The sequence below is a fragment of the Bradyrhizobium sp. CB2312 genome, assembly GCF_029714425.1.
GTDB lineage: Bacteria > Pseudomonadota > Alphaproteobacteria > Rhizobiales > Xanthobacteraceae > Bradyrhizobium.
Window position 1 is genome coordinate 3330103 of record NZ_CP121668.1, and the last position, 18904, is coordinate 3349006.

An 18904-nucleotide genomic window follows, 5' to 3' on the forward strand; every position below is an offset into this window, starting at 1 on the left:
GGTAGTCCGGACCCTGCAAAAGGCCCGGCGCACTCCGGGAGGCAACAGAACGAACATTCAACCAGGCGCTATGGACTTCTATTGGTCGATCTTGCTCTCCACCAGCCAACCCGGCCCTTGTAACTCGAAAAATACCGTCAAGGCGACAGGCGAATTTGGCTCGCCATTATTGTAGTCCCGGCTCCTTGTCTGGCGTGGTCAGGGGGGCGTCCTTGGAATCGACAACGAAGACTGCCAGTAAGCTGGCGGGCTCCTTGTCGCTCGCGTTCTCACTGATCCTGTGATGTGAACCGGGCATTTCGTAAAAGCTTTCGCCTGCGTGATAGATCTTCGCGGGTTCGTCGCCGACTTGACTGCGGACGGCCCCGGATAGCACATAGGCGTAGATAAAAGCTGTCGCCGCATGGTGATGAGCGAGCGATTTGGCTCCGGGAGGATAAGTCACCGTCACAGCAACCAGCCTCTTTCCTTCTACATTCGGCAGTGCATGCGCGAAGGCGACTTTCACCTGCTCCCGGTCCTGGGCGAACGCCGGCGAGGCTCCTAGGGCGATCGCTGCTGCTATCAGCGGGAGGGCGGCCGTTCGCAGTGCTCTTCTCGCTGCTTTTGCCGCCATGTTTGATATGGCACCAATTCGATTCGCAAATCCACTGATCGACATCATCGCACCTCCTCTTCTAACGACTTCACGCAATTGCTTGAAACCAGGACGCAGAGCCGAACCGGTGGTCATGGTGAAGCTTCCGATGAGAAGCCATCCCGGCTCTATCAGCTTTGGCCTGATGTGCTGCCGCTGAGCAGCACCGACAACAGAGCTCTAGTCATGATGGTGAGCCTTGTGCTGGGAATCCGGGAAGGGCGAAGCAGCGATCAGGTCGCAAGCGTTGGGACTCTTGAACCCCGGGATGAAACGTTCGCAAACGGCGGCGTTGACGGTGCCATACGTGGTCGCTGGCTTGTGCGCAAAACCGGCGAAATACTCCTGGATGAAGCCTTCTTTGAAGTTTGTGCGCGGGTACTTGGCGACAATTTCCTCGCGCAGCTCCGCTGGGAACTGATCGAACCCCACTCCTATGACATCAAGAAGCACACCGGAGTTCAGGAGCGCCACTTCGGGCCCCATATGCTTCGGGATGCCGGGGGTGGTATGCAACGCAATAGCTTCCCAGACGATCTGCACCTGATCTTCAGCGATGTTGTGAGTGCTAAGAAACTGCCGTGCGGCATTTGCGCCATCGACCTCGAAGCGCTCGTCTGGACTCGAGAACTTCTTGATCAGGCCGAGATCGTGAAATGCGGCGGCCACGTACAAAAGCTCACGGTCGAAGCGCAGATTCCTGACGCCCCTGCTCAGTCGCGAACAAGAAGACGCGGATCGAGTGATTAAATAGCAGATCGGTGGAATGTTCGCGCAGGATGTCCGTCGCCTCTTTCGCGAGCAAGGAATCGGGAATGACGAGGGCCTGAGCGAGATTTCGGGGTGTCATTGTTGCGTCCTTCCAAGAATTACTGTGGGGTTTGGCTGCGCATTGCGCGCGAGCGCAACTACGCAATTGCGCTGATTAACTCGCTCCGACGTCGAGCACGATCTTTCCTTTCGGCTGAGGCCGCACGCGTTCCAACATCAAATGAGCCTCGCGCGCATCCGCGAGAGCTAAGACTGCCCCCACGTTTGTTCGTAGTATTCCACCACCGATGAAGCCAGCGGCCTTGGTCAGATATTCGCTCGTGACGTTGACCAGAAAGAAGGCGGCTTCAACACCGTAGCGCTTTGCAAGATCCTGGTCCGGGCGGGACACTGCCGAGATCAGCTTGCCGCCGCGACGAAGGACCTGGAATGAGCGCTCTTGAGTTTCACGGCCGACTAAATCAATAACAGCATCCGCGTCCCGTACTTCTTTCTCAAAGTGCTGAGTGCGGTAATCAATAACGGTGTCTGCGCCGAGGTCGCGCACAGCGGAAATATCCCCCGTCGACACGGTTGCAACGGTTTGCACACCTGCCTGACGAGCCAGTTGAACGGCATAGGATCCCACGTTACCGGCCGCGCCGTGAATGACCACCGTCTGACCTGCTTTGAGTTGGGCGTGATCAAACAGCGCCTGCCATGCGGTGATGGCAACGACAGGAACGGAGGCGGCTTCAACGTGGGTTAGCGAGGTTGGCTTAGTTGAAACCATCCCAGCGGAAGCCACAGCGTGCTCGGCGTAGGCCCCGACAAACTGCGGGTTCGTAACACCATAAACCTGATTTCCCACAGCCAAGCCGGCAACGTCAGGGCCGATGGCGACGATTTCGCCGGACAGATCCGAACCCAGAGTGAGCGGAAGCGGTTGCGGCAAAGCGCTCTTCCCAGCTCTGATCCAGCCGTCCCACGGTCCGACCCCGGCGGCTTTGACTTTGACCAGGACCTCGCCAGGGCCGGGCTCGGGCCGCGGGATGCGCTCCAACTTCATGATCTCTGGTGACCCGAACTCGTGAACGCGCCAGGCCATCATTGTTGAAACAGTTTGCTCTTCCCTGGCATCAGGAATGAAGCTGCGCGTATCCATTTGATGCTCCTTGAACTCAGCTCGTCATAATCGCCGTTCACCTTATGGAGACTTCTCGGCCCCATCCCCGAATCAAAGCAGCCAAGGTCAGGTTCGCCATCGCGACACTCGCGACGGCTTCATCACGCCGATTCCAGGCGCCATTCGGGGCGCGGGCTTCTTGACTGTGCTCGCTTCGGGAAAGTGCCAGGGGTCGCATGGATCGTTCTCCAGGCATAACGGCCTTATCCGTATTTGGCCACCGAGCTCTGGTCTAGGCAACGAACCCGATCCTCCGGATCAGGACAGCCGCACGTCGTTTCCTGACAAGACAACCTCGCTCGAAGAGCTGAGCCCTCTTTCTGCCCAGGCTCTTATGAGCGGACCTGAATGATCGGCTTGCCCTGGCGTCGCTGAGCCGAGTTGAAGCTGGCGATAGCGTCGTCTAGGGAGGAGACCTTTCCGATGTTCGTCCGCAGTCTTCCGTCCCGCACCCTCTGGACGATCTCGCTTAATTGGCCACGATCGGCCTCCACGACGAAGTCGATGGCCAAACCGTCCAGCGGCCGAGCCTCCGCCGGGCCGACGACGCTCACCAGCGTGCCTCCGGCTCTAACGAGGGCTGCAGACTGTTTCTGGATGTGGCCGCCGATGACGTCAAATGCGAGATCCACCCCACCAATGTCTTTGAGCGCATCGTTCTCCAGGTCGACGAATTCATTCGCGCCGAAGTCGAGCGCCTTCTGCCGGTCGGCCGCACGTCCTGTTCCGATGACATAGGCACCAACCTCTCGTGCGAGTTGAACGACCATAGAACCGACCGCACCAGCCGCGCCATGCGCGAGCACGCTCTGGCCTGCCTGCAAACGGCCGTGCTGGAAAAGTCCTTGCCATGCAGTGAGGCCCGAGATCGGCAGACTCGCGCCCACCTTGAAATCGACGTCACCCGGCAAGGGAGCCAGATTGCGCGCCTCGATAGCAATATATTCGGCGAGCGAGCCGTCGCGATACCAGTCGGCAAGGCCGAATACGCGCTGCCCCACCGACAGTCCCGTCGTGCCGTAGCCAAGAGTGGTAACAATGCCCGAAAACTCGTGTCCAGGGATCGACGGAGTTCTGTCCTGTTCGCGGCGATCGGTCCACGTCGAGGGCCACTCCAATTCCGTCGGAACGAACCCCGATGCGTGAACCTCTACGATCACGTCGTTTATCGCTGGTTGGGGTTCGGGCCGTTCCACCAGCTTCATCCCGGCAAACCCGGCAGCCTGGTCCGTCACAATAATCGCTTTCATCTTCGACTCCTTTACCTGTGGTGTTTTTCAGATTCAAACTTCCCGCGCTCAGATCGACCCGGCCAGTGCCACCGCTGGGAAGTCCTTGTCGGGATGGAACACGTTGTTGAAGAAGTTCGTCAGCGAGTACATGGCCACAAGCGCGACGATCTCCATGATGTTCGCATCCGTGTAGCCCGCCTCGCGGACGGCTTGCAGATCGGCGTCCGTGACATGGCCACGGCTCTCGATGATCTTGCGTGCAAACTGAACCGCGGGATCCCGCTTTGGATCCCTGGCATGACCCTTTCGGGCGAGAAGAATGTCCTCGGCCGGCAGCTTGGCCATGCGCTCCGCCGTGAAGCTGTGTACCGTCAGGCAGTAGTCGCAGCCGTTGACTTCGGAGACGGCAAGGCCGATGCTGTCGCGCGTCTTGACGTCGAGCGCCTTGCTCAAGGAGCTGAGCAGAGCGGCCCATGCGTTGAACGCGATCGGGCTTTGCGCGAAGGTCGCCATCATGTTTGGCGTGAACCCGATGTTCCCAGTGAACATATCGAGGGTCGGTTTCGAAGAAGCCGGCACGTGTTCCGGCTTCAGAGCAGCAGCTCTGGCCATGATATTTCTCCTTGAATGATTGCTTCGGGGTTGGTTACGCGAAGTGCAGCACGTCGGCCACGGGCAGACGCGGCTTCTGCGGCCAGTTGCCGGGCCGCTCCGGCCCGACGGTCAGCAGCATGACTGGGATCTCGTCTTCGGCCAGGCCGAACTCTCTGTGTACCGCCTCTGGATCGAAACCGATCATCGGTGTCGACCCCAGTCCGAGCGAGCGAGCCGCATAAACAATAGCTGCGGCGCCAAAGGTCGCGGAGCGCACGGCCTCGTCGCGCTGGCGCTGCGGATGATCGTCGTACAGGCCGCGAGCAGGCCCCTCCCATTCCGGCACCAGATGTGCCGGCATGATTCCGGCTTCCACGACTGGGGCCAGGCGCTCAGGCACGGTACTGGCATCAGCCAATTGGCCGATGATGATGAAAGTCACGGCTGCTTCGGTGATTGCGGGCTGATTCCAGGCGATCGGAAGCAGCCGCGCCTTCGCTTCGCTTGAGCGCACGGCGATAAAGCGCCAGTTCTGCAGATGGAAGGATGTCGGCGCTGAAGTACCGATCCGCACCAGATCACGGATCTGATCATCGCTTAAGGTGGCGGTCGAGTCATAGTAGTTCGCAGCACTGCGGCTCAGAATGGTTTCGATGACGGCGTTGGTCGGAAGCGGCCCCGCGAACCAGCGGGAGGTTTCGCGGTGGGAAGCGGTTGTAGCAGTGTCGTGCATTGGGTAACTCCCTCATCAAGTGACAACGGAGCCCCAACCTACTGATGGAGTTGATAATTTCGAGCCTCTATTGGGCCAAAATGATGCTCGAAAGGATCATTATGTCGCGTCTCTGTAGCCTACTCGCCGTTCTGCGCCAGTCGGCGCCATTCCCCTGGCGTCATCCCCATCCTCTCCGCAAACACACGCCGGAATGCCGAAACGGATTGATAGCCGACCGCTTCAGCCACAGCTTCCGTGCTAATCGTTGGCTTCTTAAGCTCGTTGGCGGCCATGCTCATGCGAAGATCGGTCAACAGGTCGAGGGCGGAGCGGCCCAACTTGTCCTGAAACTGGCGCATGAATGTCGCGCGTGACATGCCGCATAGATCGGCCAGATCGGGAAGCTTCCAAGGTCGCGCCGGATCCGCGAACATCGCCGCAATGGCCGCTGCCAATCTCGGATTGCCGGCAAGGGCCAACAAGCCTTCGGTGGATTTGCCGGCTTCGCTCGCGGCGCGGAGAACCAGAGTGAACAGGACCGAAGAAAGCGCGTTCAGAATGGCGCGTCCTCCCGCTCTGTCACCAGCGGATTCCATTCGCGTCAGGCCGACCAGTCCGGAAAGTTGACTCGATGCCGACGCGATGTCCGCTTCTTTATGTTTTTCCATAGCCCGCACGACCAGGTTTGCCGGCAGGTAGTTGCGGATCAATCGATCATGGGGCGGCACGACAAAAAACCGTCCGCACAGCAGATCGAGTTGCTCACCCGGTGCATCGTTCTCGCTCAACATCCATCCTGCGGAGCCCCTGGTTGGGCGCGTGCTGATCGGCGTTTCGCCGCTGCCGTCGTGCAGCATATGCGACGAACCGTGCGGGAGCAGCACGATATCCCCGCTCCCAAGCTCCTGCACTGTTCTCGAATCCGGGTCCTCGAAAATGGCCCGGCCCTTGACGATGACATGGTAGGGAATCTCGTTGGCCGCCGCTTTGGGCCAGATAATACGCCATGGTGCGCCGTACGCGCAGCGGACCTCGAGTTGGCCGGTAACGGTGATGATCTGCAGGAGATGACTCAGCCAGTCGACTTGAGACATAAGACCTCGAGAACGTGAATCGCCGACGCAGCATATCAATATAGCGCCGACTTCGGCGAAAGGCTTGGCGTTCCACCCTGCTTGATCGCGGCGATGAAGGCCGGGAAGCTCACTTGCTGATTGCCTCCATATCGGCGGTGAGTTCAGTCAGCATCAATGCTCACTTTGAATTGGGGGCTCGGGACTTGCGCAGGAGGTCCTGCGCCGTATTGCATGACGACCAGATCTTATCTCAACAGCAGCTTCCCCCGATGTCCAAAGCGCTGCTTGAACTCGCCTATCGGCTGACCTTGGACGGCCTCGATCTAGCTGTCAGCAGCTATCCGTTTTGCCGGATGTGCCGATGCGAGTGATCGATATTTGTGGGCGCGGCACCAAAAAAGAGGAAGTCGGCTCATCGCCCGGGCCTGACCCTAGCTCAAAGCGCCTAGAGGTCTGCTTCCGGTAGGTGACCTGAACTGTGCGATGTGAGCGGGCCAAGGCAGCTTTTGACCAAGCGGAAGTCACTGTTGAAAGCAATAGTGCCCGCAACCCATCTGTCCGCCGGCACCTCACACCTCACGCTCATGTGTCCGGCGAGGAAGACATTTCCTTTGAAGTACGATCGTAATTTAATATTATGGCCGTAATGGCATTGCTGAGCCGCCGTTAAGCGGCAGCGGGTGCCACCAAGCAGCTACTCTGCGAGGCTTTCATGGACGACACGACCACAGCTTCACCCCGCATCGCATCGCGAGAAACCACAGATGTCGAATCACTTGGGCTCGCAACAGCTGCAGCAGCGGTTCGCAACGGCGACATCACTTCGGAGTCTTACACCGCGGCGCTATTACAGCGCGCCCGAGCGCTTGCCGAGCTGAACGCCTTCATCACCATCGACGAGGCCGCGGTTCTGGCGGCCGCAAGGAACGCGGACAAATCGCGTGCGGCTGGATTGGCGGCTCCGCTACTTGGCGTGCCGCTCGGGGTGAAAGACAGTTATTTGACGAAAGGGCTGCCTACCAGCCTGGGCGTCGAAGGCCTCGCTCATTTCGTGCCGCGCGAGGATGCCGATGCTGTCCGGGCCATTAAGGGTGCGGGCGCTTTGGTCTTTGGCAAGAACAACCTCGTCGAGATGTCGTACGGCTTGACCGGTCACAACGCACGTTACGGTCAGGTGAAGAATCCGCACGCACCAGATCGCGTGTCGGGCGGGTCCTCGAGCGGCTCAGCCGCGTCCGTGGCCGCCGGCCTCGTTCCCGCGTCCTTGGGCGGTGACACCGTTGGGTCGATCCGAGTGCCAGCATCGTTCTGTGGCGTCGTGGGCTTCAAGCCAACCACTGGACGTTGGCCACGCGACGGCGTTGCGCCGATCTCCCATACGCTCGACACGACGGGTGTATTCGCCCGAATGGTTGAGGACTGCATTCTGTTGGATCAGGTCATGACTGATGAACTGGCTGCGGCGTCCACCGACAGCGGCGGCCTGAAGGGAGCCAGGCTGGCCTTTGCGCCGCGACAGTTCTTGGATCTGGTGGACTCGGAAATCGAGACCCGCTTCCGCGAGGTGGTTCGGCGGCTGCAGGACGCTGGCGCCGAGATCGTTGAAGTAGACTTCGGCGACGATTTCAATGCCCTCGTCCAGACCGCGACGTGGGGCATCTTCGCTCATGAGACGATGGCCGCAATCTCGGAATTTCTTCGCCGCCATGACATTCCGACTACCTTCGAGGCCATTTACGAGGGCCTTAAGCCCCAACTTCGGCAGGCGTGGGGGCACATAGTACTACCGGGTGGTGCAGGCGCTACCTCGGCAGAAGCCTATCACATGGCGCTCGATGTAAGCCGGTCGGAAATCAAGCGTCGGCTCGACAAGGCGTTCGTCTCTCATGGGGCGCTGGTCATTCTGCAACCCACCACGCCCTGCACAGCGCCTTTGATCGAGGAGCAGGCGACCGTCAATATAGCAGGGCGGGAAGTCAGCTACCTCGCTTTGGCGAACCACACCGTGTCGGCAAGCAGCGTGGGGCTGCCCGGTATCAGCCTGCCCGTTGGCTTGTCTCGCACGGGGCTGCCGATTGGGCTGGAACTGGATGCCCCATCGGGGAGCGACCGGAGGCTTCTAAGCCTTGCCCGCGGCATCGAAGGCATTTTGGGCGACAAATGGAGTGCGATCTAACGTCGGGGTCGCTTCGCGTGGAGAAGGGGCCCCGTTGGAAGAGACCGCAGCCTAACGGCTGCAGGATATTGGTGAACTGGGGAAAAGATGCGTTTCGAGAAAGGTCACAAGGCGGAGACACGACGGCACATCATCGACGTGGCATCGAAGTGCATGCGCCGGCACGGCATCTCCGCCACGGGAATTGCGGGGATTATGGGCGAGGCCGGCCTTACTAAAGGAGCCTTCTCTCCGCACTTTGAGTCCAAGGACGCACTCGTTCGCGAAGCGCTGGCGAGCGCGCTCGGTGAGCAGCAGCATTGCCTTGAACAAGATCAGCTCAAGGGCAGCGATCTCGAAGGCACGATCCGCCGATATCTGAACCGCGCCCACCTTGAAGGCGCCGCGGACGGGTGCCCTTCCGCGGCATTGCTTCCGGAAATCGCCCGCGAACCCCTGTCCACCAGGCAAGATTACGAGAAAGCACTGCATAGCTACGTCACGGCTCTGGCGGCACTGCTTCCTGGCGAAGATTCCGTCAAAAAGCACCGCCGCGCGACGGCTATCTTCGGCCTCATGGTGGGCACCTTGCAGTTTGCGCGAGTAGTGCCTGACGCTGCCAAAGCGCGTCAGATCATGGAAGGTGGCGTGGAGGCCGCGTTGCACTTGGCGCGGGCTCCATCATCCTAAGGTCAGGAACCGCGCGGCATGGCGCGTGTCCCAAACACCTGAGTCCGCTTCTGCGCCCATCGCAAACGCCGTACAGGCTGTCCGGAAGCGACATAGTGTGCGGTTGCAACTCAATCATCGCCGCTTGCCTAGTCTTGGTCGCTCGTCTCGTGCCTCATCATCAGGCAGGACCAGATCGACATGACTAACGCCCAACGTGCTGGCGAGCTCGAATAGAGTGACGACAGTTGGATTGCGACGGCCACGCTCGAGGTCACTGATATACTGTTGAGTGAATCCGGACACTTCGGCGAATTTCTCCTGCGTGAAGCGCTTCTGCTTCCGCAGTCTTGCGAAATTCCGGCCGACCAACTTGCGCATGTCCATCGGCGCAAATTGGCGCTTTACATACTATGAGGTTTATCTCCTATAGTATGTATTTCGACCTGGCTGCTGGTCGGCTAGTCCGCAATGGGGCTAAAATGAGACGTGCGGACGACCTCGGCCACCAGGGAGATTGAACCATTCGCTGCTTCTTGGGATGCTTATGACAAAACCGCAACTAGATCCTGACGTCGCGGATGTCGCGCCGAATGAGCCGGCGCTGACGGCCTACGACGAAGAGCATGTCGTCACGTACGTTCGCCTTCTGCAGGCCGAGGGTGAGGGGGCGGACTGGCGCGAAGTGGCTCGAGTAGTTTTGCATATGGATCCCGAGCGAGAGCCTGACCGTGCACTGCGCGCATATCAGAGTCATCTGGCGCGCGCGAAATGGGTGACGGAGCAGGGGCGACTCTTGCGCGGCGCCGACACAAAATAGAAGAAAATCGCCCATTGGCGACTTGCAGGCAGAACTATTTTCTTTTGCTGATGGGTGGTCATTCCGGTGCACCACGTGGTGCCAAACTAGGGGCTTCCTACAACCGCCTCGTTCATACCTATTGCGCCGCAATCCTTGTTAGCTACGTGCAATGGGGCGGAAGCAATGCCTGAATTCGACTGGCGGTCGCCGGATTCCTACAAGAGCCTACAAGACGCCGAAATCACCGACATCGCCTGGGAATGTCTCCGCCGCAATGCCGACTATCGGCGTGAGTACGAGGTGATGATTGCCAACAGTCCGAACGGCGACGTGACTGACGAATTCAGGAGGAAATGGGGTATCTGCTTTCGCCCATGACCCGCAGAGGTCGTTCGACGAGCAGACGATCTTTTGGGCGCCTGAGGTTCTAGCGACGGTCGTTCCGGTCAAGGCCGCAGTGGCCGAGGACGGCGGGGCGCCCTCTCAGCCATTGCTTGACCTTACAGCGGGCCAGATGCGCCGCGCCGTCGACGGCTGGCATGCCGTGCTGCGCATCGGTGCGATAGATCACCGTGTTTGGTCCAAAGAGGCGCTGGCGCTCGGCGCGTTATATGCGGCCGAATTGCCGTTTGATGGCGATTTCGAAGCTCGCGCGTATGCAGCGCGCCGACTGTGGCGCTCGATGAATGGACGCGTGCCGGGTTCTGCCTTTCATCAACTATCTAAACAGCGGCGCGAACGCCTGAGCGCTGCGATCCGTGCGCTCGACGCGCACGGCGCGGGCGCAAGCTATCGCGCTATCGCCGAAGCGCTGTTCGGCAAGAAGCGCGTCCCTGATCGCGCCTGGAAGACGCATGATCTGCGCAATCGAACAATCCGCTTGGTGCAAGGCGGCTTCGCGTTGATGCGCGGTGGTTACCGCAAACTTCTGCGGCCCGGGCGCAAGGACGAGTAGCGCAGTCCCCGAGGGGTGCCGAAAATCGCCCCCTCCATATTCGGCATCCCCCTCCGATATCGCGCTTCTCCATGATGACCGCACACACGCCGGCCTAGCCAAGCGTATTGCGCTGTCCTCCTGGAGTTCTCAAATGCCCGATCCGATGGCAGGTCTTCCCCCGCGCTTCCTGCGCACACCTGAGGCCGCGCGCTATCTTGGCCTGTCCGGTCGTACGCTGGAGAAGCACCGTACGTACGGTACTGGACCGACATATCGGAAGATTGGCGGACGTGTTGTCTACGCTGTCGATGACCTGAAAGCGTGGGCCGATCGCGGCGCCAAGACGTCGACATCCGATCCCGGCAAGGGGACTGTGCTGCCCGCCAAGAAGCATCCGGCCCTGCGTCCCTATGCAGGTCAGGAACGTCGCTGATAGCCCGCGTGAGAGCAGTGACTATGCGGCGAAAACACCATTCCGAGCGCGACCAGCTTCAGCTCTTTCGGGCGCTGCCCGGTGATCTCGCGCCCCGCGATGCGCAGGATCTGATGGCATATCCGTTCTTCTCGCTCGCAAAGACCAAGCGGATCGTGCCGATCGATTTCCGCGCGGGTGCGATCTCAATTCGGGTCGAAGCTGTGCCGGAACACGGCTTGGCGACTATATGGGATGCGGACGTTCTGATCTGGGCGGCGTCTCAAATCGTCGAAGCACGCGACGCTGGCTTGAAGACGTCGCGCCTGATGGCTGCAACGCCTTATGAGATACTTACGTTTGTCGGGCGCGGGACAAGCGCGCGAGACTGCGATCGGCTGAAGGCCGGTCTCGACAGGTTGCAGTCAACGACCGTACTGACGTCTATCCGCCAGCCTGCAGAGCGGCGACGCCATCGCTTCTCCTGGATCAATGAGTGGAAGGAGACGACCGATGCAAATGGCCGTCCATTTGGGCTCGAGCTGATTCTCTCGGATTGGTTTTACGCCGGCGTCATTGACGACGCGCTCGTGCTGACGATCGACCGCGCCTATTTCGATCTGACGGGCGGGCTTGAGCGATGGCTCTACCGGCTCGTGCGCAAGCACGGTGGACGCCAGGATGGCGGCTGGAGTTTTGATCTTGTGCACCTCCATGCCAAGTCCGGCATCCTCTCGCCGCTCAAGCATTTTGCTTACGACGTTCGTCAGATCGTCCAGCGCCAGACATTGCCTGGCTATCAGCTCGTGCTGACACGGGATCCGAACGGTATCGAGCGACTGAACTTCGCACCTACGCCTGCTGATCCCTAACGGCACGCTTGCGCCGCCGCAGCCTCATTCCAAATTCGGAGGGCAACCTGTGAATCAGCTCGTGCTATCGAGGACCGCAACCCTCGTGCTGACGGGGACCCAATCCTCGTGCTATCGGGGACCGAAATCGAGCTTAAGAGCTTGTTTCTCCGCGCTTTCCGGCTGCTCTAACTTTATTAACCAGAAATCCTTCGGATTTCTTCTAACGGACCAGACCACAAGCCGCATTGGAGGCGATTGGCCACGGTGGGCCGTCGGCCCTGCTTGCCCTTGCAAGCCTCACACGCTCTTCACCGAATCCCAAGCTTATGGCGTCCAGTTCCAGCTTCAGGGAGCGGCAGCATGAGCGACCTCACCGATGTGGAAGTGTTGTGGCTCGAGAAGCGGATCGAAAACCGGATTCGGTTCGGTCGTATTGTCAAGGAACGGAAGCTTGATCGCCACCGGCTTGTCCTGTCATTTGCGCCCGGCAGCATCTTTGCCTTCGTCCGTTGGATCTCCAACGACTTTGGGACGATCATTTCGCGGATCGACATCTTGCGCGCGGTCGCGCCGGGACAGCGCTGCTCGACCGTCCCTTATGTGACACCCGGCGGAGAGATTCTGCTGCGTCTGTCCGGCTGGCCGAAGGTCGAGCGAGTGCTGCAGATGATCGATGCCATTGAGGCGCTCGGCATCGATCCGGCTGAAGTTGCGCCAGACCATTGGCATCACGTTCATAACCGCCTGTCCGTCAATGAAAACCCGCGCCCCTATACGAAAGCGCGCCATCAGGCCTGGCTTCATCGCCAAAAGGTGATGCGATGACGGGCCGCCTGATGATGCTGGCCGTGACGATAGGGGTGGCTGCTGCGCTCATCGCGACGATCGTCGTGGAGCCGCTTCCGCTTTACATCTGGAACGCATCCGCGAGCGTGCCGGTTGGTCTCTACCGCCTCCGACCGGCGGACCAATTCAGTGTCACTGAATTGGTCGCCGTGCAGCCGCCGGAGCCGCTCGCGACGTTCCTCGACCTTAACGGCTATTTGCCCGTCGGCGTCCCTATGCTCAAGCGAGTCTTGGCGCTGCCAGGGCAGACGGTTTGCAGGAGCGGGCTCACGATTTCGGTCGATACCATCGCTGTGGGCGAAGCGCGGGATCGCGATGGACGCGGCCGGCCGCTGCCGAAATGGCAAGGCTGCCGCGCCGTTGGCGAGGGCGAGCTGTTTCTGATGAACTGGCAGTCGGACGACTCTCTCGACGGGCGATATTTTGGATTTCTTCCGGCATCTAGCGTGATCGGCCGTGCTATGCCGGTGTGGACGTGGGAGGAGTGATCGTGCGTATTCGACGCGTTTTCCTCGCCATTCCTTTGTTCGATCGATTGCGGAATCATTTCTCGGTCTCGATCGATGTCTGCAAGGCTGGCGCGAGCCCGACCGCGTGCTGGGATCGGTTGGGTACGCGCGTTTGTGCGGTCGTGCCCCTGATGCTTCTTCAGGCCGCGTGTGGCAGTGCTGCTTTGGCCCAGAGCGGATCGGCTGTCGCGCCGGCGGTCAGTCAGACCGCGAACTCATTTGCCGGCTTCATCGATGAAGCCTCTCAACGCTTTGCGATCGCGCCGAACTGGATCCGATCGGTCCAAAGCATCGAGAGTGCTGGTGACGTGCGCGCCAGATCGCCAAAAGGCGCAATGGGCCTGATGCAGATCATGCCGGCGACCTGGGCGGAACTTCGCGAGCGCTATAATCTCGGGAACGACCCCTACGACCCGCACGACAACATTTTGGCAGGCACGGCTTACTTGCGCGAACTGCTCGATCGGTATGGCTCGCCTGGCGTGTTTGCCGCGTACAACGCGGGACCATCTCGCTATGAAGAGCATCTCGCAGGCGGCTATTTACCGGAGGAGACGCGAACGTACGTCGCGAAGCTTGCAAATCTGCTGGCCATCGAACTGCCGCCGAGGTGGACGTCCAGCGGAGAGTCATCAGCAACTGCAACGCTATTCGTCACGCGATCCGATCTCATGAAAACGCGCGATCGGTTGCTTGCGCTCATGCGGTCGGGCGGTGTCACGACCGCAATCTCGGCGCGCGATGTTTCGCCGATGGTCCCCCGGCCTGTTGGCGTGTTCGTCCCTCGATCAGATTCGGGAGCATCGCAATGAGCAAGTGTGCGCGTTCGCAAGCCTTGGCGTGCTTCACCGAGCAAGTGGCACGTGCTGAGGGCGTACGGGCGATGCCTTCGGCCCGCGCTCTACTCGTCGCTTTGCACCTCACCGAGCCACCCTACGGGTGTCTCGGCCCTTCGGGTAACGATCGCTATCGCAAGCGCTCGCAAACAGTCGGGGGCGGCCGGGCCACTACGACGGTATGCGTCCGACCGCTGCACAGGCATCAGGTCTTGACATGATCGGCCGGCTTCCAGCTCCACGGCAGCAATTCGTCGAGACGGTTGACCGGATGTCCGTCGATCATCCGCTGCAGCAGGTCACGCAGGTATGCGTAAGGTTCGACGTCGTTGAGCTTGCAGGTCGCGATAAGAGAGCAGATTACCGCCCAGCGGTGCCCACGATCGTGTCCCAAGGAGTGGTGTAGCTGATTAGCAAAGCCGCACGCGAAGCGCGCCCGATAAGCGCCGTAGCGAGCGAGCGGCTTTGCGGGTGGTCATCGATGATTCGTCGGTAAGGTTTGGATTGCGACAGCCAACCTGATTCGAGGAACCACCGATGACCGACGACATGATGAACCTGCGCGCGCTCGTAGAGAAGTCCCCCGATGCCGATCTGTTGCGCGAGATGATCGGCTTTGCCGCCCAGCGCCTGATGGAGCTGGAGGTCGAGGGCCAGACCGGGGCGGCCTACGGCGAGAAGAGCCCCGAACGTCTGGTTCAGCGCAACGGCTACCGCGACCGGGTCTGGGAGACCCGGGCCGGCGCGGTCGAGCTGCGGATTCCCAAGTTGCGCAAAGGCACCTACTTCCCCGGCTTCCTGGAGCCGCGCCGCATGGCCGAGAAGGCGCTCACCGCCGTGGTGCAGGAAGCCTACGTGCAGGGCGTCTCGACCCGCTCGGTGGACGACCTCGTGCACGCCATGGGCATGAGCGGCATCTCGAAGAGCCAAGTGAGCCGGCTGTGCGGCGAGATCGACGACAAGGTGAAGGCCTTCCTCACCCGTCCGATCGAGGGCGACTGGCCTTATCTGTGGATCGACGCCACCTACGTGAAGGTGCGCCAGAACGGGCGCATCGTCTCGGTCGCGGTGATCGTCGCGGTCGGCGTCAACAGCGACGGCCGACGCGAAGTTCTCGGCATGGACGTCGGTCCCTCCGAGGCCGAGACATTCTGGACCGCGTTCCTGCGCAAGCTGGCGCGGCGCGGCCTGCGCGGCGTCAAGCTGGTGGTCTCCGACGCCCACGAGGGCATCAAGGCCACCGTTGCCAAGGTGCTCAACGCCACCTGGCAGCGCTGCCGCGTGCACTTCATGCGCAATGCGCTGGCGCATGCCGGCAAGAGCGGCCGGCGCGTCGTCTCCGCCTTCATCGCCACCGCGTTCGCCCAGGACGATGCCGAAGCCGCGAGGGCGCAGTGGCGCAAGGTTGCCGACCAGCTCCGCCCCAAGCTGCCCAAGCTTGCCGGCTTCCTGGACGAGGCCGAGACCGACGTGCTCGCCTACATGACGTTCCCGCCGCAGCATCGCGCCAAGCTGCACTCGACCAATCCGATCGAGCGTCTCAACGGCGAGATCAAGCGCCGGACCGAGGTCGTCGGCATCTTCCCCAACGAGGATGCCATCGTCCGCCTCATCGGTGCGATCCTGCTCGAGCAGAACGATGAATGGGCCGTCCAGCGCGCCCGCTACATGACGCTGGAAACCATCGCGCCGTTGAGCAATGATCCAACCGTCAGCCTCCCGGCAATCGCCAGCTGACCGATCCGGCCCATGCCGGCGAACGCGGTCACCCACCGCCAGCTACACCACGCCCGGGGACACGATCGTGCCCACCGCCGTCGCTGCCGGCGAACAGGTGGTTCTTGCGGCCAAGCGCGACGGGACGGATCGCGCGTTCGACGGGATTGGTGTCGAGCTCGACGCGGCCATCATGCAGGAATCGCGTCAATCCATGCCACCGCGAGAGCGCATAGCGGATTGCTTCGGCGAGGGTGCTGCGACCCGACACGAGCCGGAGCTGCGCATCCAGCCAAACATTCAGAGCGTCAGCGATCGGCTTGGAGAACGTCCTGCGTTCAGCAAGCCGGTCGGCGGGCGATCGTCCGCGGATACGCGCTTCGATCGCGTAGAGTTGGCCGATCCGGCGCAAGGCGTCTGTCGCCACAAGCGATCCGGAGGCCTCGGCTACGTCGTAGAACTTGCGTCGCGAGTGGCTCCAGCACGCGGCGAGAGTGATCCCCTCCTTGTCGGCCAGCTGCTCGAAGCCGGCATATCCGTCGACATGCAGGATGCCCCTGAAGTCCGCAAGATGCGTGATGGGTCGCTCGGCTCGGCGATCCGGGGCGAACAAATAGATTGCGGCCGGAGGCTCGGGTCCACCCCATGGCCGCTGGTCACGGGCGTAGACCCAAAGCCGCGCCGTCTTGGTTCGTCCGCGACCGGGATCGAGCACGGGGATCGGCGTGTCGTCGGCAAACAGATGGTCGGACGCGAAGACGTTCTTGCACAGTCGTTCGTGCAGCGCCTCGAGCCACCAGCATGCGCCGCCGACCCAGCCGGCGAGCGTCGAACGACAGAGATCGACGTTGTGGCGGGCAAGGATCTGAGACTGTCGATAGAGCGGAAGGTGATCGCAGTACTTGCTGATCAACACGTGCGCGAGCAGCGCCGGCGTTGCAAGGCCGCCGGCTATCACCCGTTCCGGCGCGGGCGCCTGCATCACCTTGTTGCAGGCCCGACAGGCGTATTTGGGACGCGTGGTGCGCACGACACGAAGCTGAGCGGGCACCCAGTCCAGCATCTCGCTGACGCTCTCGCCGACCAGGTGAAGAGTGCCGCCGCAGCAGTTGCAGACTTCACTTTCGACATCGAGCCGAACGTCTTCGCGCGGCAGGTGATCTGGCAAAGCTCTGCGTCGTGGTTGCGTCGTCGGAGCTTCGGAGATGACCGTCGGCTGGCCTTCCTGAACGCGGGCAATGTCGCTGTCGATATCTTCCAGGCCGAGCGCGAACTGGTCGGGATCAATGCGCTCGGAGCTGCGCCCGAACTGCATTCGCTGCAGCTGCTTGATGATCGATTTGAGGCGCTCGATCTCAGTATCGCGGTGGTCAATAGCAGCGGCAATGTCGCACACCAGACGCTGCAGAAGCTCAGGATCGGAGGGGAGATTGTTGAGATCGAGCTGCATGTCCGATGGTACTCGAACATGCTGATTCGTAGAAGAATCGCTGCCCAGTTCAGCCCTGTTTTTTGCGCGTCATCTCTTTGTTCAGCCGGCAATCGCGGGCTTCCAAACGCGTTCCGGAGCGCGCCAATCGATGCCCTCGATCAGCATCGCGAGCTGCGCCGGTGTGAGCGTAATCGAACCGTCATAGCCCGCCATCACCGGCCACACGAAGCCGCCCTGGTCGATGCGCTTGGTGAACAGGCAAAGCCCGTTGCCGTCCCAGAACAGGATCTTCAGCACCGATGCCTTCTTGCCGCGGAAGGCAAAGAGATGACCGCAGAACGGATCCTTCTTCAACACGTCCTGGACCAGCATCGCGAGCCCGTCCATGCCTTTGCGCATGTCGGTGTAACCCAACGCCAAGTGCACCTTCACGCCCGCCGGAACGAACATCATCGTGCAATCTCTCCGCTCTCGATCTGCGCTCGCACAGCATCCGGATCACTGCCAACTGGAGCAAAGACGCGACCTCCATCGGCAAGATTAACGGCCACCATTCCCTCGGGCGAACGGACGAGGTTGCGCAGAACCCGCGTCTCGGCTGCGCTCTCGGCGAGCGCGACACGCGCGAGCTTCGCGTGGTTCTTTTTTCCGATTCCAAATTGCACGCGCCAGCGGAACAATAGCCCGGTGACGATCCCATGCTTGCGCGCAACCGCGGATACTTTGGCGCCGGGTTGTTCGGTTTCCCTTGCGATCGCCAGCTTCTCCTCGTCGCTGAAGAAGCGCCGGAGGGGTGCGGCGGGCGCTGCCAGATCGCCGATTTTCGCGGCTGTCAAGCGGCGTTCGGGAGCTGAGTTCCTGGCGCTAGTGCTAACGGCCGGGCGGGCGGAGGGATGAAGATGCGCGCGCCAGTCGATTTCGACCTCGCCGGCGGCCAACCGGTCACTCCATTTGCGCAACGCATAGGGCGACAGGGACAGCGCCGCGGCATATTCGCGTACGCCCATGCCGCTCCAGTTCATCGCCTCGACGTGCATGGCCCAGAACGCCTGCATGGCGCGATTGCGCACGTCCGTGGTCACGCCAAAGCGTCGTCGCCGACGCCTTCGCAGCACGTTTTCTCGCTCTTCACGGCGCTGCTCGCGGCGCAATTCCGTCTGATATTCCGCGAGTTTCCGTGCGGTCTCCTCACCGACGAGCTGCTTCAGCCAACGCCGAAACGTATTCTCGGTGAGACGTTGCTGACGACAATATTTGCGGATCCCCAGACCGCTTCGGCGCCACGCTTCGATGTGCAGCGACCACCACTCGCGTCGAGCTTTGTTCTGGAAGTGTTTCGGTCCCACCGGAGAATCTCCACAGCAGCAGAGAACCCGAAATGGAACGACATCACACGAGGAGGAAGGTGTGCAGAGACCGGACGGTTACGCCCGCCCGATTAGGAAGGCGAGATAAAAGGGGCTCGCCGGTCGAACCGCAAGCCATTGGCATGGCTTGGGTTCTGGCGTGCCGGTCGGTCGGGGCGCGTGCCGCGCCTTGCAATTTG

General features: G+C 61.1%; 21 protein-coding genes and 3 pseudogenes. 12 read left to right on the forward strand and 12 right to left on the reverse strand.

From position 1 onward, the window contains the following. Positions 1-166: 166 nt before the first annotated feature. From QA642_RS15990 to QA642_RS16020, 7 genes and pseudogenes are all read right to left on the reverse strand, one after another. The gene (locus QA642_RS15990) at positions 167-589 is read right to left on the reverse strand and encodes a cupin domain-containing protein (protein ID WP_283086902.1); all 423 of its coding nucleotides are present in this window, start codon (positions 587-589) and stop codon (positions 167-169) included. Between the two features lie 228 nt (positions 590-817). Next, positions 818-1487, reverse strand: a pseudogene (locus tag QA642_RS15995) (HD domain-containing protein). A gap of 75 nt (positions 1488-1562) precedes the next feature. Next, on the reverse strand, positions 1563-2498 hold the full coding sequence (locus tag QA642_RS16000; RefSeq protein ID WP_283086903.1) for an NADP-dependent oxidoreductase: 936 nt from the start codon (positions 2496-2498) through the stop codon (positions 1563-1565). Between the two features lie 407 nt (positions 2499-2905). Next, positions 2906-3823 (reverse strand): NADP-dependent oxidoreductase, encoded by a 918-nt coding sequence (locus QA642_RS16005; RefSeq protein WP_283085503.1) that lies wholly within the window; start codon positions 3821-3823, stop codon positions 2906-2908. A gap of 48 nt (positions 3824-3871) precedes the next feature. Next, a complete protein-coding gene (locus tag QA642_RS16010; protein ID WP_283085504.1) occupies positions 3872-4417 on the reverse strand; it encodes a carboxymuconolactone decarboxylase family protein in 546 nt (181 codons plus the stop codon). 34 nt (positions 4418-4451) lie between these two features. Next, positions 4452-5132 (reverse strand): nitroreductase family protein, encoded by a 681-nt coding sequence (locus QA642_RS16015; protein WP_283085505.1) that lies wholly within the window; start codon positions 5130-5132, stop codon positions 4452-4454. A gap of 119 nt (positions 5133-5251) precedes the next feature. After that, on the reverse strand, positions 5252-6208 hold the full coding sequence (locus tag QA642_RS16020) for an AraC family transcriptional regulator (protein ID WP_283085506.1): 957 nt from the start codon (positions 6206-6208) through the stop codon (positions 5252-5254). 113 nt (positions 6209-6321) lie between these two features. Between QA642_RS16020 and QA642_RS16025 the strand changes: the two genes are divergently transcribed. From QA642_RS16025 to QA642_RS16035, 3 genes are all read left to right on the forward strand, one after another. Beyond that, positions 6322-6561, forward strand: coding sequence for a hypothetical protein (locus QA642_RS16025; protein ID WP_283085507.1), 240 nt, complete (start codon positions 6322-6324; stop codon positions 6559-6561). Positions 6562-6902: 341 nt separating this feature from the next. After that, complete coding sequence (locus QA642_RS16030) at positions 6903-8366, forward strand: amidase family protein (protein WP_283085508.1); 1464 nt, start codon at positions 6903-6905, stop codon at positions 8364-8366. Positions 8367-8453: 87 nt separating this feature from the next. Then, complete coding sequence (locus tag QA642_RS16035; protein WP_283085509.1) at positions 8454-9035, forward strand: TetR/AcrR family transcriptional regulator; 582 nt, start codon at positions 8454-8456, stop codon at positions 9033-9035. Between the two features lie 114 nt (positions 9036-9149). Here QA642_RS16035 and QA642_RS16040 read toward each other — a convergent pair whose 3' ends face one another. Then, entirely contained in the window at positions 9150-9401 is a 252-nt protein-coding gene (locus tag QA642_RS16040) for a helix-turn-helix transcriptional regulator (protein ID WP_008561558.1), read from the reverse strand. A gap of 160 nt (positions 9402-9561) precedes the next feature. Between QA642_RS16040 and QA642_RS16045 the strand changes: the two genes are divergently transcribed. The 8 genes from QA642_RS16045 to QA642_RS16080 all read left to right on the forward strand — a co-directional run bounded on the left by QA642_RS16045 (position 9562) and on the right by QA642_RS16080 (position 14186). Beyond that, positions 9562-9834: a DUF2285 domain-containing protein gene (locus tag QA642_RS16045; protein ID WP_283085510.1), complete on the forward strand. Its 273-nt coding sequence runs from the start codon at positions 9562-9564 to the stop codon at positions 9832-9834. Positions 9835-9999: 165 nt separating this feature from the next. Continuing rightward, positions 10000-10194, forward strand: coding sequence for a DUF6499 domain-containing protein (locus tag QA642_RS16050; RefSeq protein WP_283085511.1), 195 nt, complete (start codon positions 10000-10002; stop codon positions 10192-10194). A 136-nt stretch (positions 10195-10330) separates the two neighbouring features. Then, complete coding sequence (locus QA642_RS16055; protein WP_283085512.1) at positions 10331-10771, forward strand: DUF2285 domain-containing protein; 441 nt, start codon at positions 10331-10333, stop codon at positions 10769-10771. A gap of 133 nt (positions 10772-10904) precedes the next feature. Continuing rightward, positions 10905-11186 (forward strand): helix-turn-helix domain-containing protein, encoded by a 282-nt coding sequence (locus QA642_RS16060; RefSeq protein ID WP_008561544.1) that lies wholly within the window; start codon positions 10905-10907, stop codon positions 11184-11186. 23 nt (positions 11187-11209) lie between these two features. Next, positions 11210-12037 carry a replication initiator protein A gene (locus QA642_RS16065; RefSeq protein WP_349253845.1) on the forward strand — a complete coding sequence of 276 codons (828 nt, stop codon included), beginning with the start codon at positions 11210-11212 and terminating at the stop codon, positions 12035-12037. A 342-nt stretch (positions 12038-12379) separates the two neighbouring features. Beyond that, on the forward strand, positions 12380-12844 hold the full coding sequence (locus tag QA642_RS16070; RefSeq protein ID WP_283085513.1) for a DUF2840 domain-containing protein: 465 nt from the start codon (positions 12380-12382) through the stop codon (positions 12842-12844). Beyond that, positions 12841-13353, forward strand: coding sequence for a S26 family signal peptidase (locus tag QA642_RS16075; RefSeq protein ID WP_283085514.1), 513 nt, complete (start codon positions 12841-12843; stop codon positions 13351-13353). The genes QA642_RS16070 and QA642_RS16075 overlap by 4 nt, the downstream gene beginning before the upstream one ends. A 2-nt stretch (positions 13354-13355) precedes the next feature. After that, positions 13356-14186, forward strand: coding sequence for a lytic transglycosylase domain-containing protein (locus QA642_RS16080; protein ID WP_283085515.1), 831 nt, complete (start codon positions 13356-13358; stop codon positions 14184-14186). 229 nt (positions 14187-14415) lie between these two features. Here QA642_RS16080 and QA642_RS16085 read toward each other — a convergent pair. Beyond that, positions 14416-14601, reverse strand: a pseudogene (locus QA642_RS16085) (transposase domain-containing protein); the annotation flags it as partial. 146 nt (positions 14602-14747) lie between these two features. Between QA642_RS16085 and QA642_RS16090 the strand changes: the two are divergent. Then, on the forward strand, positions 14748-15947 hold the full coding sequence (locus QA642_RS16090; RefSeq protein ID WP_283085516.1) for an IS256 family transposase: 1200 nt from the start codon (positions 14748-14750) through the stop codon (positions 15945-15947). A 67-nt stretch (positions 15948-16014) separates the two neighbouring features. Here QA642_RS16090 and QA642_RS16095 read toward each other — a convergent pair. The 3 genes and pseudogenes from QA642_RS16095 to QA642_RS16105 all read right to left on the reverse strand — a co-directional run. Further along, positions 16015-17376: pseudogene (locus QA642_RS16095) on the reverse strand (IS66 family transposase); the annotation flags it as partial. An 81-nt stretch (positions 17377-17457) separates the two neighbouring features. Then, complete coding sequence (gene tnpB, locus QA642_RS16100; protein ID WP_283085517.1) at positions 17458-17811, reverse strand: IS66 family insertion sequence element accessory protein TnpB; 354 nt, start codon at positions 17809-17811, stop codon at positions 17458-17460. Next, positions 17808-18704, reverse strand: a complete 897-nt coding sequence (locus QA642_RS16105; RefSeq protein WP_283085518.1) for a transposase — start codon at positions 18702-18704, stop codon at positions 17808-17810. Before QA642_RS16105 ends, tnpB begins: the two co-directional genes overlap by 4 nt. Positions 18705-18904: the final 200 nt, after the last annotated feature.

Coding starts and splice junctions, on each gene's coding strand:
- QA642_RS16005 (WP_283085503.1), bottom strand. CDS start 3,823: ATGAAAGCGATTATTGTGACGGACCAGGCTGCCGGGTTTGCCGGGATG.
- QA642_RS16040 (WP_008561558.1), bottom strand. CDS start 9,401: ATGGACATGCGCAAGTTGGTCGGCCGGAATTTCGCAAGACTGCGGAAG.
- QA642_RS16060 (WP_008561544.1), top strand. CDS start 10,905: ATGCCCGATCCGATGGCAGGTCTTCCCCCGCGCTTCCTGCGCACACCT.
- QA642_RS16020 (WP_283085506.1), bottom strand. CDS start 6,208: ATGTCTCAAGTCGACTGGCTGAGTCATCTCCTGCAGATCATCACCGTT.
- QA642_RS16065 (WP_349253845.1), top strand. CDS start 11,210: ATGCGGCGAAAACACCATTCCGAGCGCGACCAGCTTCAGCTCTTTCGG.
- QA642_RS16055 (WP_283085512.1), top strand. CDS start 10,331: ATGCGCCGCGCCGTCGACGGCTGGCATGCCGTGCTGCGCATCGGTGCG.
- QA642_RS16075 (WP_283085514.1), top strand. CDS start 12,841: ATGACGGGCCGCCTGATGATGCTGGCCGTGACGATAGGGGTGGCTGCT.
- QA642_RS16015 (WP_283085505.1), bottom strand. CDS start 5,132: ATGCACGACACTGCTACAACCGCTTCCCACCGCGAAACCTCCCGCTGG.
- QA642_RS16035 (WP_283085509.1), top strand. CDS start 8,454: ATGCGTTTCGAGAAAGGTCACAAGGCGGAGACACGACGGCACATCATC.
- QA642_RS16070 (WP_283085513.1), top strand. CDS start 12,380: ATGAGCGACCTCACCGATGTGGAAGTGTTGTGGCTCGAGAAGCGGATC.
- QA642_RS16045 (WP_283085510.1), top strand. CDS start 9,562: ATGACAAAACCGCAACTAGATCCTGACGTCGCGGATGTCGCGCCGAAT.
- QA642_RS16010 (WP_283085504.1), bottom strand. CDS start 4,417: ATGGCCAGAGCTGCTGCTCTGAAGCCGGAACACGTGCCGGCTTCTTCG.
- QA642_RS16090 (WP_283085516.1), top strand. CDS start 14,748: ATGACCGACGACATGATGAACCTGCGCGCGCTCGTAGAGAAGTCCCCC.
- QA642_RS16030 (WP_283085508.1), top strand. CDS start 6,903: ATGGACGACACGACCACAGCTTCACCCCGCATCGCATCGCGAGAAACC.
- tnpB (WP_283085517.1), bottom strand. CDS start 17,811: ATGATGTTCGTTCCGGCGGGCGTGAAGGTGCACTTGGCGTTGGGTTAC.
- QA642_RS16000 (WP_283086903.1), bottom strand. CDS start 2,498: ATGATGGCCTGGCGCGTTCACGAGTTCGGGTCACCAGAGATCATGAAG.
- QA642_RS16050 (WP_283085511.1), top strand. CDS start 10,000: ATGCCTGAATTCGACTGGCGGTCGCCGGATTCCTACAAGAGCCTACAA.